The 13,790-nt window shown below is 58.9% G+C and carries 15 protein-coding genes; all 15 read left to right on the top strand.

The annotated features are described in order from the left end of the window. Positions 1–33: 33 nt before the first annotated feature. The 15 genes from ACFVTJ_RS17360 to ACFVTJ_RS17290 all read left to right on the top strand — a co-directional run bounded on the left by ACFVTJ_RS17360 (position 34) and on the right by ACFVTJ_RS17290 (position 13,783). Entirely contained in the window at positions 34–729 is a 696-nt protein-coding gene (locus ACFVTJ_RS17360; protein ID WP_386909452.1) for a GntR family transcriptional regulator, read from the top strand. Positions 730–913: 184 nt separating this feature from the next. Next, the gene (locus tag ACFVTJ_RS17355; RefSeq protein ID WP_386909450.1) at positions 914–1,774 is read left to right on the top strand and encodes a transporter substrate-binding domain-containing protein; all 861 of its coding nucleotides are present in this window, start codon (positions 914–916) and stop codon (positions 1,772–1,774) included. Between the two features lie 75 nt (positions 1,775–1,849). After that, positions 1,850–2,539, top strand: coding sequence for an amino acid ABC transporter permease (locus ACFVTJ_RS17350; protein WP_386909448.1), 690 nt, complete (start codon positions 1,850–1,852; stop codon positions 2,537–2,539). A gap of 29 nt (positions 2,540–2,568) precedes the next feature. Continuing rightward, the gene (locus ACFVTJ_RS17345; protein ID WP_386909665.1) at positions 2,569–3,300 is read left to right on the top strand and encodes an amino acid ABC transporter ATP-binding protein; all 732 of its coding nucleotides are present in this window, start codon (positions 2,569–2,571) and stop codon (positions 3,298–3,300) included. Between the two features lie 80 nt (positions 3,301–3,380). Then, complete coding sequence (locus ACFVTJ_RS17340) at positions 3,381–4,559, top strand: iron-containing alcohol dehydrogenase (protein ID WP_386909445.1); 1,179 nt, start codon at positions 3,381–3,383, stop codon at positions 4,557–4,559. Positions 4,560–4,676: 117 nt separating this feature from the next. Beyond that, entirely contained in the window at positions 4,677–5,279 is a 603-nt protein-coding gene (locus ACFVTJ_RS17335) for an amino acid synthesis family protein (protein ID WP_386909443.1), read from the top strand. 11 nt (positions 5,280–5,290) lie between these two features. Then, entirely contained in the window at positions 5,291–6,136 is an 846-nt protein-coding gene (locus tag ACFVTJ_RS17330; RefSeq protein ID WP_386909441.1) for an alpha/beta fold hydrolase, read from the top strand. Further along, positions 6,133–7,071 (top strand): flavin reductase family protein, encoded by a 939-nt coding sequence (locus tag ACFVTJ_RS17325; RefSeq protein ID WP_386909439.1) that lies wholly within the window; start codon positions 6,133–6,135, stop codon positions 7,069–7,071. The genes ACFVTJ_RS17330 and ACFVTJ_RS17325 overlap by 4 nt, the downstream gene beginning before the upstream one ends. Next, positions 7,068–8,108, top strand: coding sequence for an LLM class flavin-dependent oxidoreductase (locus ACFVTJ_RS17320; protein WP_386909437.1), 1,041 nt, complete (start codon positions 7,068–7,070; stop codon positions 8,106–8,108). The genes ACFVTJ_RS17325 and ACFVTJ_RS17320 overlap by 4 nt, the downstream gene beginning before the upstream one ends. A gap of 4 nt (positions 8,109–8,112) precedes the next feature. Further along, a complete protein-coding gene (locus ACFVTJ_RS17315; RefSeq protein WP_386909435.1) occupies positions 8,113–9,579 on the top strand; it encodes an aldehyde dehydrogenase in 1,467 nt (488 codons plus the stop codon). A 4-nt stretch (positions 9,580–9,583) separates the two neighbouring features. Beyond that, complete coding sequence (locus tag ACFVTJ_RS17310) at positions 9,584–9,898, top strand: NIPSNAP family protein (protein WP_386909433.1); 315 nt, start codon at positions 9,584–9,586, stop codon at positions 9,896–9,898. Between the two features lie 57 nt (positions 9,899–9,955). Then, a complete protein-coding gene (locus ACFVTJ_RS17305; protein WP_386909431.1) occupies positions 9,956–10,966 on the top strand; it encodes an ABC transporter substrate-binding protein in 1,011 nt (336 codons plus the stop codon). Between the two features lie 108 nt (positions 10,967–11,074). Continuing rightward, positions 11,075–11,902 (top strand): ABC transporter permease, encoded by an 828-nt coding sequence (locus tag ACFVTJ_RS17300; RefSeq protein ID WP_386909663.1) that lies wholly within the window; start codon positions 11,075–11,077, stop codon positions 11,900–11,902. Between the two features lies 1 nt (position 11,903). Then, positions 11,904–12,704, top strand: a complete 801-nt coding sequence (locus ACFVTJ_RS17295) for an ABC transporter permease (RefSeq protein WP_173989717.1) — start codon at positions 11,904–11,906, stop codon at positions 12,702–12,704. Next, complete coding sequence (locus ACFVTJ_RS17290) at positions 12,701–13,783, top strand: ABC transporter ATP-binding protein (RefSeq protein ID WP_386909429.1); 1,083 nt, start codon at positions 12,701–12,703, stop codon at positions 13,781–13,783. The genes ACFVTJ_RS17295 and ACFVTJ_RS17290 overlap by 4 nt, the downstream gene beginning before the upstream one ends. The last annotated feature ends 7 nt before the right edge of the window (positions 13,784–13,790 follow it).

Below are 13,790 nucleotides of genomic sequence, written 5' to 3'. Positions count from 1 at the left end.
CGCAGGCGGGAGGTGCCAAAACGGGATAATACCATGACCGGTGCTTTGCAGGGAACTGCCATTCGTGTTGAGCGTCCGACAAAGACGCTGAGGGAACTCGCGCTCGACAAGGTGCGGGACGCGATCGTGAATGGTTATTTCCGCCCCGGCGACCGCCTCGTGGAGCGCGATCTCTGCGCCCAGCTTGGTGTTTCCCGCACCATTGTTCGCGAAGTTCTGCGGCATCTGGAATCCGAAGGGCTGGTGGCGAACCTGCCGAATAAAGGCCCGATGGTCGCTCTGCTCGATCTCGACGAGGCCAAGCAGATTTACGAAATCCGCGGTGCGCTGGAGGGAATGGCGGCGCGTCTTTGCGCCGAACGCCGGGACCCCGCCATTGTCGAGGCACTGGAAGTTTCACTCAGGCACATCCGTGAAAGTTATGTCGCGAAGGATATGCCGGGCGTGCTGGCCCATACCTCGTCCTTCTACCAGACGCTGTTCAGCAAGATCGACCGGCATGTCGCCTGGGGCGTCGTCAATCTGTTGACGGTGCGGATCAATCATTTGCGCTCCATGACCATCAAGACGAAAAGCCGCGATACCGAAGGTCCGGCGCAGATGGAAAAAATCGTCGAGGCCATCCGAAATGGCGATGGTGATGCCGCTTACAAAGCCGCGCTTGATCACGTCACGAGCGCCTGTGCCATTGCCGAAGCCGTTCTGACGGCACAAAAAACCGCCGACTAACGGTTTTCGGCGATCTGACCATCTCCGCCCTTGCGGTTTCCCCGGTGGGAATCGCAAGCGCGTGATTATTGCTTTTATCGTTGTTTTTCAGTAATTTAGAAAAATACTTGACCGCTTCTTGACAGGGCAAACCGTTTGGTGTGATGGTATGCCATAATAAATAATATAAAGAGCGGAGCTTAATATGAACTGGAATCCGATTTCCCGGAAATGCACAGCCGTGCGCGCCAAAACCTTTCTGACGGGCGTTGCCATCACTCTTTTTGCCGGTGCTGCTGTTGCTCAGGACTGCACCCCGAAAATATCCGACGATAATCTCATCAAGCCCGGTCATCTCGTCATGGCCACCAGCCCGACCCTGCCGCCCATGGCCTATGCCGATCAGCAGGGTGTCCTTAAAGGGCTGCGCATTGAGCTTGGTTATGAGATCGCCAAACGTCTGTGTCTGAAGCCGGAATATATCAGCACCGAATATGCGACCATGGTGCCGGGCCTGCAGGGTGGCCGCTGGGACATGATCAATGCCGGCCTGTTCGTGACGGCAGAGCGACGCAAGATCCTGTTCATGATTCCCTATGAAAACCTCGCCATCAGCATTTCGACGGCGGTCGGCGCCTCTGATCCCATCACCAAAGTAGACGATCTCGCCGGCAAGGCCGTCAGCACCGATATTGGCGGTTATGCCGAGCGCAAGATCAAGGAACTGAACGAGGACTTCAAAAAGCGCGGTCTCGCGCCGATGACGATCAACCTCTTCGACAATTACGCGACCGTTTATCAGGCATTGCGCGCCGGCCAGGTGCAGGCGGCTGTATCGATCGATCCGGTTGCCAAACAGTATCAGGATCGCGGTGAATTTACCCACGCGCTATCAGGCATGTATCCCACACCTGGCTCGCTTTCCTTCGGCAGCAAGGACGTGGCCGACGCTGTCTCCGTTGCGCTGAAGGAGATGAGGGCCGACGGTTCCCTCGAAAAGCTGATGGGCGATTACGGCGTCAGCATGGCGCCCGGCGACCTCGCCGTTCTCGGCCCGGAAGGCTGAATTCCATCCATCTGAACTGTCATCGCGGCGGGAAAGCTCTCGCCGCGACCGCTCCCGCTTGAATTGGAGAAAGACGTGAAGGGTTGGAACTGGGAAGGTTTCTTTGAATATCTGACGAATTACTATCTGTTCGAGGGCGCGCTTGTGACGCTCGGCCTCACGGTTTTCGCCATGACGGCCGGCCTTGCGCTGGGCTTTGTCATTGCTGTTATGCGCATGTCGAAATACCGCGTCCTGTCAGGGCCGGCCTATTTCTACACATGGATCTTTCGTGGCACGCCGCTGTTGGTGCAGCTCATCATCATCTATACCGGTCTGCCGCAGATCGGCATCAAGCTGACTGTTCTGCAATCAACGCTGATCGGCCTGTCGCTCTGTGAAGCGGCCTATCTGTCGGAAATCGTCCGGGCGGGCATTGCCGCGGTTCCAAAGGGCCAGATCAGTGCGGCGCGTGCCATCGGCATGACCGAGGCGCAGGTGATGCGATACATCGTTGCGCCGCAGGCTTTCCGCATCATCATTCCGCCGCTTGGCAATTCCGTCAACGGCGTGCTCAAGACGACGTCGATCGCCTCGATCATTTCCATGGAAGAACTTCTGCGCCGCACGCAGGTGCTCATTCAGGAAAAGTTCCTGGTTCTTGAGCTCTTCATGGTCGCAGCCCTTTATTACCTTGCCATGACGACCGCTTGGGAACTGATCCAGCGCCGGATCGAAAAGCGGTTCGGCAAGGCCTATGGCCCCATGATGACTGACGTGCATTAAGGAGCGGTCCGATGTCGCAAGTAACCAGCATGATCGAACTACAATCCGTCAACAAATGGTACGGCCCGAATTTTCAGGTCCTGACAAATTGCAGCCTGACTGTCTCCAAGGGCGAAGTCGTCGTAATCTGCGGGCCTTCCGGTTCCGGAAAATCGACGCTGATCAAATGCGTCAATGCACTGGAGACGATTGGCAACGGCGTCATCACCGTCAACGGTGTGGAGGTGACAAACCCGAAGACTGATATGCCGAAACTGCGCTCCAAAGTGGGCATGGTGTTCCAGCATTTCGAACTTTTCCCGCATATGACGATCCTTGAAAATCTCTGCATCGGACAGGAGAAGGTTTTGGGCCGTTCGCCGGCGGAAGCGCTGGCCAAGGCCAATACCCTTCTCGAACGGGTGGGATTGACGGCGCATTCCAGGAAATATCCCGGGCAATTGTCGGGCGGTCAGCAGCAGCGCGTCGCCATTGCCCGTGCGCTGGCGATGGACCCGGTCGCCATGCTGTTCGATGAGCCGACATCGGCGCTCGATCCGGAAATGATCAACGAGGTCCTCGACGTCATGGTCTCGCTCGCGCAGGAGGGCATGACGATGATGGTGGTGACGCATGAGATGGGTTTTGCCCGCAAGGTGGCGGACCGTATCGTCTTCATGGATGGCGGCGAAATCGTCGAGATCGGAGAGGGCGACGATTTCTTCACTCGTCCGAAAACGGAACGAGCTCGCTCCTTCCTGTCGAAAATCCTGGCCCACTAGGTGCATGCATGCCGGAGCAGGTGTCTAAACCCGCTTCGGCCATTTCGAACAACACAGTCCGATATTGGCGGAGAACCGCAATGATAAACCGTGTCCTGATGCCTCGCGAAATGCTGATCGGCGGCGGCAGCCGTTTTCGATTGCCGGCCGTGGTAAAATCGCTGGGAGTCATTCGGCCGCTGCTGGTCTGCGATCCTGTGATGCAGAAGCTAGGCCACGCCGAGGCGCTTTTGCAGGCGCTTGCCGGGGAAGGTATCGAAGCCGCCGTGTTCTCCGACGTCGTGGAAGACCCGACAGATATATCCATCTCTGCTCTGGTGAAACGAATTTCCGATGGCGCCCACGATAGTCTCGTCGCACTCGGCGGCGGCAGTGCCATGGATACTGCCAAGGCGGGCGCGATCGTGGCAACAAGTGGAGAAGATTTGCGATCCCTGAAAGTGCCTCGGATCGTGGATTTCGCCGTCATGCCGGTAATCGCAATTCCAACGACGGCCGGAACCGGATCAGAGGTGACACGCGCCGCCGTCGTGACCGATACGGGGGCAAGCGAAAAAATGCTGATCCTTGGTACCGCCGCTTTGCCTGTCGCCGCCATCATCGATTACGAACTGACGCTGAGCTGCCCCTACCGGGTCACGGTCGATACCGGCATTGATGCGTTGACCCATGCACTGGAGGCGCTGGTCAACCGTAATGGCAACACCCATTCCGAAGCGCTGGCGCTTTCCGCGCTGAAGCTGATCGGCGCAAATCTCCAAAAGGTGGCAGATAATCCCGATGACCGGGATGCGCGTGAAGCGATGATGCTGGGCGCAACCCATGCCGGGCTTGCCGTCTCCAACACATCGACCGCCCTGATCCATGGTCTCAGCCGGCCGGTAGGTTCTTTTTTCCATGTGCCGCATGGCATGTCGAACGCGATGGTGCTGCCACTGGTCACGCTGTTCTCGCTGAATTCCGCTTTACCGCAGTATGCCGCCGCCGCCCGTGCACTGGATTGTGCCAGTCCGGCGGATAGCGACCAGATTGCCGGTACGAAGCTCGTGGAGGCCTTCATCGGCCTGAACAGGAGGCTGAAGGTGCCGACCCTGCAAGAGTTCGGCATCGACAGGAGCCGTTATCTCGAGCTTTTGCCGGAAATGGTGCGTCAGGGCCTCGCCTCCGGCACGCCGGCGAATAACCCCCGGGTGCCGACAGTCGCGGAAATGACGCGTCTGTACGAGCTCGCTTATGACGGGAGTGTCGCGAAATTTTAGCCCATAAATCCCTGCTAAAATTGATGATTTTCGATTTCCAGGCGAAAAATCGTACGACACTTGACAGTGATATATTATGGCATACCATAAGACATCATATCCATGGAGAGAACTTTCATGTCCATCCAGATCCGCAAGACCCTGCTGCAGGTCGAAACGACGTTGATTGAGGGGGGTAAGGCCGCAGCAGTGCCTCTGAAACTGTTCAGCGCTATCGCGGTGGTAAAAAACCCCTGGGCGGGAAAAGGCTTCGTGGAGAATCTGAAGCCGGAAATTCATGCCGGTGCGCCCGTGCTCGGTGAGTTGCTGACGAAGATGATCCTCGATGCAGTCGGTTCCGGCGAAGCTGTAGAGGCTTACGGCAAGGCGGCGGTCGTCGGGCTGGATGGCGAAATCGAACATGCCTCCGCGCTCATTCACACGCTGCGCTTCGGTAACCACTATCGTCAGGCAGTGGGAGCCAAGTCCTATCTCGCCTTTTGCAACACCCGCGGTCCGGGCAATGCGCCGATCATGATCCCGCTGATGGACAAGAACGACGAGGGCCGTCGCTCGCATTACCTCACCATCCAGACCGCCATTCCCGATGCACCGGCTGCCGATGAGATCGTTGTGGCGCTTGGCGCCTCCGTTGGTGGCCGACCCCATCACCGCATTGGCGACCGCTACCAGGATCTGAAGGATCTCGGTCAGGACGTTGCCAATCCGGCCGGCGTTTGAGGGCGACGTCAATGCAGGAGGCCGCGATCCCGTCACGGGTCAATGTTGCAAAGGCAGGTGCTGCCGCGCTCCCTCGCAAGACGACAGAGGGTGGGGCGGCCTATTTTGAAGCGGGTGCCGGCGAGGACCTGATCCTCATCCACGGCGTTGGCATGCGGCTTGAAGCCTGGAAGCCGCAGATCGAGGCTTTTTCCCACACGCATCGCATCATTGCGGTCGACATGCCGGGTCATGGCGGCAGCGAACGGTTGCCTGCCGGCAGCACGCTTACGGATTTCGTCGGCTGGTTCGGCCGTTTTCTGGATGATATGCGGATCACCCGCGCCAATGTCGCCGGGCATTCCATGGGGGCGCTGATTTCCGGGGGGGCTGCTGCGAGCTTCGGCGATCGTGTCGCGCGCGTCGGTTACCTGAACGGTGTCTATCGCCGTGATCCTGCGGCGAAGGCGGCCGTGCTCGCGCGGGCTGAGGCCATCCGTACAGAGGGCGTCGACAAGGAAGGCCCGCTGCTGCGCTGGTTCGGTGATGACGCCAAGAGCCAGCATGCGCGGGAACTGACACGTGGCTGGCTGGAAATGGTCGATCCCGAAGGTTACGCGGTCGCCTATACGGCTTTTGCCGGTGGCGACGAGACCTATGCGGATCGCTGGCCATCGGTCACTTGCCCGGCGCTTTTTCTGACCGGCTCCGACGACCCGAATTCGACGCCCTTGATGGCCGAGCAGATGGCGGCGATTACACCGCGCGGTTACGCTCGCATCGTTGAAGCACAACGGCATATGGTCAATCTGACCGCACCTGAAACTGTCAATGCATTGATGGCCGAATGGCTGGCTATTGAGGAGGAGCCGCAATGACTGTTGCAACGCTTGACCCGCGCGCCTTGCGCGACGCCTTCGGCGCTTTCGTGACGGGAGTAACCATCGTGACCACGCGGGATGACGCGGGAAAGCCCGTGGGCTTCACCGCAAATTCCTTCACTTCCGTTTCGCTCGACCCGCCGTTGCTCTTGATCTGCCTCGCACGCACCTCGCGCAATTTCGCGACGATGACCGGCGCGAAAACCTTCGCCGTCAACATTCTGTCGGAGAACCAGAAGGACCTGTCCAATACCTTCGCACGCCCGGTTGAGGACCGTTTCGCCGCCGCCGAGTGGTCTGATGCGCCGCAGGGTTCGCCCGTCCTTGCCGATGTCGCGGCCTGGTTCGAGTGCTCCATGCAGGAAGTCATCGAGGCGGGTGACCATGTCATCCTGCTCGGCCGCATCGGTGCTTTCGACAATAGCGGCCTGAATGGTCTCGGTTATGCCCGCGGCGGTTACTTCACGCCGATGCTGGCCGCAAAGGCGGTTTCGGCGGCGGCAGAGGGTGAAATTGTCGTCGGCGCGGTTCTCGAACGGCGGGGCGAGATTTACCTTGTTGGAGATAAGATTCTTTCGTTGCCAGGCTGTGTCGTCGCGAGCGGTGATCCGGTCGCGACGCTGACGTCGCGGCTTGGGGAACTTACCGGACTGTCAGTCCGCACTGGCTTTCTCTATTCCGTTTATGAAAACAAGGCGGATGGACGCCAGCATATCGTCTACCACGCAGTTGCCGAAGGTGACGATGCACCGCGTCAGGGCCGCTTCCTGTCCCCCGGCGCGCTTGGCTCCGCAAAATTCGACTCCGGCGCAACAGCGGATATCGTCAATCGTTTCGCACTGGAAAGCTCCATCGGCAATTTCGGCGTCTATGTCGGCAACGAGACCGCCGGCAAGGTCCATCCCATTTCCATGAAGGGGGCAAACCCATGAAATTTTCGCTCTTCGTCCACATGGAGCGGCTGGACGCCTCGCAAGATCACAAGACCCTCTATGAGGAGTTCGTTAGCCTTTGCGAAATCGCCGATCGTGGTGGCATGCATGCCATCTGGACCGGCGAACATCACGGCATGGATTTCACCATTGCCCCGAACCCCTTCGTGACGATCGCTGATCTGGCCCGCCGCACGAAGACGGCGCGTCTCGGTACCGGCACGGTGATCGCGCCCTTCTGGCATCCAATCAAGCTTGCAGGCGAAGCGGCGATGACGGACCTCATCTGCGATGGCCGTCTTGATATCGGCATTGCCCGTGGTGCATATTCCTTTGAATATGAGCGGCTGCTTCCTAGCCTTGATGCCTGGGGCGCCGGGCAGCGCATGCGTGAGTTGATACCCGCTGTCAAAGGCGTATGGGCCGGCGATTACGCGCATGACGGCGAGTTCTACAAGTTCCCTGCCACCACGTCGGCTCCCAAGCCGCTGCAGCAACCCTTTCCGCCTATCTGGGTTGCGGCGCGCGATCCGAATTCTCATGAATTTGCTGTTGCCAATGATTGCAATGTCCAGGTGACGCCGCTGTGGCAGGGCGACGATGAGGTGGAAACCCTGATGGGCCGCTTCAACGATGCCTGCGCCAAGAACCCCGAAAAACAGCGCCCGAAAATCATGCTGCTGCGCCACACCTATGTCGGTTCCAACGAGGCCGACATCGCGCAGGCCGCCCATGAGATGAGCGTCTATTACAATTACTTCTTCGCCTGGTTCAAAAACGAGAAGCCGGTTCATCAGGGCCTTATCGAGCGTATTTCGCCGGAGGATATTGCCGGAAACGCCATGCTCTCCGGCGATGTCATGCGCAAGAACAACGTCGTCGGCGATGCCGATGAGGTCATTGCGCGCCTCAAGGCCTATGAGGCCATGGGTTATGACGAATATTCCTTCTGGATCGATACAGGTATGAGTTTCGAGCGGAAAAAGGCGTCACTGGAACGTTTCCTGTCCGACGTCATGCCGGCTTTTGCGGAGTAAGATGATGCGCCGTTTTCAGTGCTATATCGATGGACGTTTCGAGGACGGCGAGGGGCGCTTTTCCAGCCTTGATCCCGCGACTGGCCGACCCTGGGCGGAAATGCCGGAAAGCCGCGAGACGGATGTGGGCCGCGCGGTCGAGGCTGCGCATCGGGCGCTTTACGAGGATGTGGCCTGGTCGAAACTGACGGCGACGCAACGCGGCAAACTGCTTTACCGGCTGGCCGATCTGGTTGCCGAAAATGCGAAAACGCTCGCTGAGCTGGAAACCCGTGATACTGGCAAGATCATCCGCGAAACGTCGGCGCAGATCGCCTATGTCGCTGACTATTATCGTTATTATGCGGGTCTGGCCGACAAGATCGAGGGCGCCTACCTGCCGATCGATAAGCCGGATATGGACGTCTGGCTGCGGCGCGAACCGGTCGGCGTCGTCGCGGCCATCGTGCCGTGGAACAGCCAGCTGTTTCTCGCCGCCGTCAAGATCGGGCCGGCACTTGCCGCCGGCTGCACCATTGTCGTCAAGGCTTCGGAAGATGGGCCGGCACCGCTGCTGGAATTTGCCCGGCTGGTGCATGAGGCCGGTTTTCCGGCTGGCGTCGTTAATGTCGTTACCGGCTTTGGCACCTCCTGCGGCAATGCGCTTACGACCCATCCGAAAGTGGCTCATATCGCCTTTACCGGCGGGCCGGAAACGGCGCGTCATATCGTCCGCAACTCGGCGGAAAATCTCGCTTCCACATCTCTGGAACTCGGCGGAAAATCGCCGATCCTCGTTTTTGCCGATGCTGATCTCGAAAGTGCTGCCAACGCTCAGGTGGCAGGTATTTTCGCGGCCACCGGCCAGAGTTGCGTTGCCGGTTCGCGGCTGATCATCGAAAAAAGCGTTAAGGACCGTTTCCTCCAGATTTTGGCGGCAAAGGCCGAAGCGATTAGTATCGGTTCGCCGCTGGATATGGCGACGGAAGTTGGGCCGCTCGCAACGGAACGTCAGAGGAAGCACATCGTCTCACTGGTTTCCGCTTCGGTAGATGCCGGCGCGAAGATCGTCACGGGTGGTGCGCCTGTGGCGGGTGAAGGCTATTTCTACCGGCCGACCATTCTTGATTGCGACGGCATCCGATCCCCCTCGATGGAGAAGGAATTTTTCGGCCCCGTTCTTTCGGTCGTTTCCTTTGAGACGGAGGCCGAAGCCATCGCGCTCGCCAACGATACCGTCTACGGCCTCGCCTCCGGTGTTTTCACTCAGAACCTGACACGTGCCCATCGTCTGATGAAGGCAATCCGCGCCGGCATCGTCTGGGTGAACACCTATCGCGCGGTCTCACCGATCGCGCCTTTCGGTGGCTTTGGTCTCTCGGGTGATGGACGCGAAGGCGGGCTTGCTGCGGCGCTCGATTACACGCGTACCAAGACCATATGGCTGCGTACCTCCGACGACCCGATCCCCGATCCGTTCGTGATGCGGTGAGCCGATGTTTTACGAGATCCGTACCTACAGGCTGAAGAACGGCGCCATCCCGGCCTATCTCAAGGTCGTGGAGGAAGAGGGTATCGAAATCCAGAAAAGCCACCTTGGCGAACTGGTGGGTTACTTCTTTTCCGAAATCGGCCCTATCAACGAGATCGTCCATATCTGGGCCTTTTCCAGTCTGGATGATCGCGAAGAACGACGCGCCCGGCTGATGGCCGATCCGCGCTGGTTATCCTTCCTGCCGAAAATTCGCGACCTCATCGAGGTCGCGGAAAACAAGATCATGAAGCCGGCACGGTTTTCACCGTTGAAGTGAAAGCCACCGGCCGCGACGTGCATGCCAACGACAAGCTCTAAAACGGAGTAAGGGAACATGAGATCGAAACTGGTATTGAAGACATGCGCAGCACTTTTCGCCCTCGGCACGGTCGCGCAGGCGAGTGATCTGGTCTTTTCCAGCTGGGGAGGAACCACGCAGGATGCCCAGAAGGCGGCCTGGGCTGAGAAATTCATGGTCGAAACCGGCGTTAATGTGCTGCAGGACGGTCCGACTGACTATGGTAAGCTGAAGGCCATGGTCGAGGCAAACGGTGTGACATGGGATGTGGTGGATGTCGAAGGCGACTACGCCGCGCAGGCCGGGCCCAAGGGTCTGCTTGAAAAGCTGGATTTCAGCGTCATCGACAAAACGAAACTCGACCCCCGCTTTGTGACGGATTACTCCGTCGGCAGCTTTTATTATTCCTTCGTCATCGGCTGCAATGTTGATGCCGTCGCTGCCTGCCCCAAAAGCTGGGCCGATCTCTTCGATACAGCAAAATTCCCGGGCAAGCGCACCTTCTACAAGTGGTCGGCGCCGGGTGTGATCGAGGCAGCACTTCTGGCCGACGGCGTTGCGGCCGACAAGCTTTATCCGCTTGATCTCGATCGTGCTTTCAAGAAGCTCGACACGATCAAATCGGATATCATCTGGTGGTCCGGCGGCGCGCAGTCGCAGCAGTTGATTGCATCCGCTGAAGCGCCCTTCGGCAGCGTTTGGAATGGCCGCATGACCGCGCTCGAGCAGAGCGGCGTCAAGGTGGAGACATCCTGGGAGCAGAACATTACCGCGGCGGATTCGCTCGTCGTACCGAAAGGAACGAAGAATAAGGATGTGGCAATGAAGTTCATCGCCTTGGCAACGTCCGCGCAGGCGCAGGCGGATATGGCGACGGCGACGGGTTATGCCCCGGTCAATATCGAATCCGCCAAGCTGATGGATCCGAAAGTCGCCAAATCCCTCCCAGACCAGCAGACCGCAAGCCAGGTCAATGCTGACATGAACTACTGGGCGCAGCATCGCGATGAAATCGGCGAGCGCTGGTACGCCTGGCAGGCGAAATAAGATAACGGCGCGGGCTGCCACGGGCGTCCGCGCAATTTTCCTCGTCCGGGAGGTTTGGACATGGTCTCGCTTACCGATGAAACAGTCAGAACAGGGCCAAAGCCGCAGGTGACATTCCGGGCAGGCAATTTTGCCGCCACCCTGCCGGCGCTCGGTCTTCTCATTCTGTTCTTTGTCGTTCCTGTCCTCATCCTGCTGTCGCGCAGCGTGAGCGAGCCCATCTTCGGCCTTGGCAACTATGCCGAGCTCCTGGGCAGTTCCACATATCTGAAAATCTTCTTCAATACCTTCGCGGTGTCGGCGCTGGTGACGGTCGTGTCGCTGGCAATCGGCTTTCCGGTCGCCTGGGCGCTTGCCATCATGCCCTCACGGCTTGCCTCGATCGTTTTTGCCATCCTGCTTCTGTCGATGTGGACCAATCTTTTGGCGCGTACCTATGCCTGGATGGTGCTGTTGCAGCGAACGGGTGTCGTGAACAAGACGCTGATGGGGCTCGGCATCATCGACAAGCCGCTGGCGCTCGTCAACAATCTCACCGGCGTGACGATCGGCATGACCTATATCATGCTGCCTTTCATCATCATTCCGCTCTATGGCGTCATTCGTAAGATCGATCCGGCCATCCTGCAGGCGGCGGCTCTGTGCGGAGCAACCCGCTGGCAGGCACTCACGCGCATTCTCATTCCTCTTGCCGCACCCGGCATGATGGCCGGCGCCCTGATGGTCTTCGTCATGTCGCTCGGTTACTTCGTCACACCGGCGCTGCTTGGCGGCACGGCGAACATGATGCTGGCCGAACTCATCGCCCAGTTCGTGCAGTCGCTGGTCAACTGGGGCATGGGCGGGGCAGCCGCCTTCGTCCTTCTGGTGGTCACGCTCGCTCTTTATGCGGTGCAGCTGAAATTCTTCGGCTCGGCCGGGGCAGGGGGGCGCTGACATGCTGTTGAACTATAACAGCCTCGGCCTGTGGAAATGGCTGCTCCTCCTCATCACTGTGCTGACCTCGGCATTTCTGATCCTCCCGATCGTTTTCATCGCCGCTCTGTCCTTTGGCTCGTCACAATGGCTGATCTTTCCGCCGCCCGGCTGGACGCTGAAATGGTATGCGGATTTCTTCGCTGACCCCAGATGGCTGGAGGCCGCCTGGACGAGCCTGCGCATTGCGCTGATGGTGACGGTACTCTCCGTGCTGATAGGTCTCGTGGCTTCTTTCGGGCTGGTGCGTGGCCGGTTCATCGGGCGCGGCACGCTGCGTGCGCTGTTCATGACACCGATGATCCTGCCCGTTGTGGTCCTTGCGGTGGCACTTTATGCCTTTTTCCTGAAACTTGGCCTTGCTGGCACGACGACCGGTTTCGTCATCGCCCATCTTGTCGTCGCATTGCCTTTTTCCATTCTGGCACTGACCGGCGCACTTGAGGGTTTCGACAAGTCGATAGAGGATGCGGCGGTGCTGTGTGGCGCGAGCCCGTTGCAGGCGAAAATCCGTATCACGCTTCCCGCCATCAGCCACGGGCTGTTCTCGGCGGCGATCTTTTCCTTCCTTACCTCCTGGGACGAAGTGGTGCTGGCGATCTTCATGGCAAGCCCGACATTGCAGACTTTGCCGGTGAAAATCTGGGCGACGCTGCGTCAGGATCTGACGCCTGTCATCGCTGCAGCCTCCACGCTTCTCATCGCGGTGACCATCATTCTCATGCTGCTTGTCGCGGCTGTGCGAAAAGGACTGAAAACATGACCAAACCGCTCCTGCAAATCCGCGGCATCCGCAAGCAATATGGACCGGTCGTCGCCGTTCAGGATGTCAATCTCGACGTGCAACCGGGCGAGTTCATGACCTTTCTCGGTCCATCCGGTTCAGGCAAGAGCACGACGCTTTATATTCTGGCCGGCTTTGAGCAGCCGACGGCTGGCGACATCCTGCTGAACGGCGAGAGCCTCCTGGAGACGCCGTCGCACAAGCGCAATATCGGCATGGTTTTCCAGCGCTACACCCTGTTTCCCCATCTGTCGGTCGGGGAGAACATCGCCTTTCCGCTGAAGGTTCGCCGCAAGGGCAAGGCAGAAATAGATGCCAAGGTGAAGGAGATGCTGCGGCTTGTGCGCCTCGAAGGTTACGAGGACAGGAAGCCCGCGCAGATGTCTGGTGGTCAGCAGCAGCGCGTGGCGTTGGCGCGCGCACTTGCCTATGATCCGCCGGTACTTCTGATGGATGAGCCGCTGTCGGCGCTCGACAAGAAGCTGCGCGAAGAAATCCAGTTCGAAATTCGCCGTATCCACCAGCAGACGGAAGTGACGATCCTTTACGTCACCCACGATCAGGAAGAAGCCCTGCGCCTTTCCGACCGTATCGCCGTGTTTTCGAAAGGCGTGATCGACCAGATTGGCACCGGGCCGGAGCTTTATGCCCATCCCACTACCCGTTTCGTGGCCGAATTCATCGGCGACAGCGATTTCATTGCGTGCGATCTTCTGGCCGCATCGGGTGGCAAAGCGACCGTTTCACTAGGGCAGGATGTCGTCTTCGATCAAGTTCCGATGCATGGCGAGGCCGCGCCGGGGAAGAAAGCAGCGCTGATGCTGCGACCCGAGCGCCTACAGCTCAGCCGTAACCGTCCGGGTTTTTCCGCCGGATTTCAGGCAACGGTCAGCGACATAACTTTCCTTGGCAACAACGTCCACGTGGTGGCCCATACCGGTTCAGGTGAGCCACTCGCGGTCCGTCTGCCCTTCGGCCACGAAGCGATTCCCGGTCTCAGCCGAGGCGATCTCGTACATCTTGCCTTCGATCCGGCATCGGCTCAGGTTTTCTGTTGAAGGATCG

Origin of the sequence: Agrobacterium sp. NPDC058088, assembly GCF_042885035.1 — a bacterium.
In the GTDB taxonomy this organism is placed as follows: domain Bacteria; phylum Pseudomonadota; class Alphaproteobacteria; order Rhizobiales; family Rhizobiaceae; genus Agrobacterium.
The sequence above is the reverse complement of the archived record's forward strand: the minus strand, read 5'-3'. Positions and strand labels throughout refer to the sequence as shown.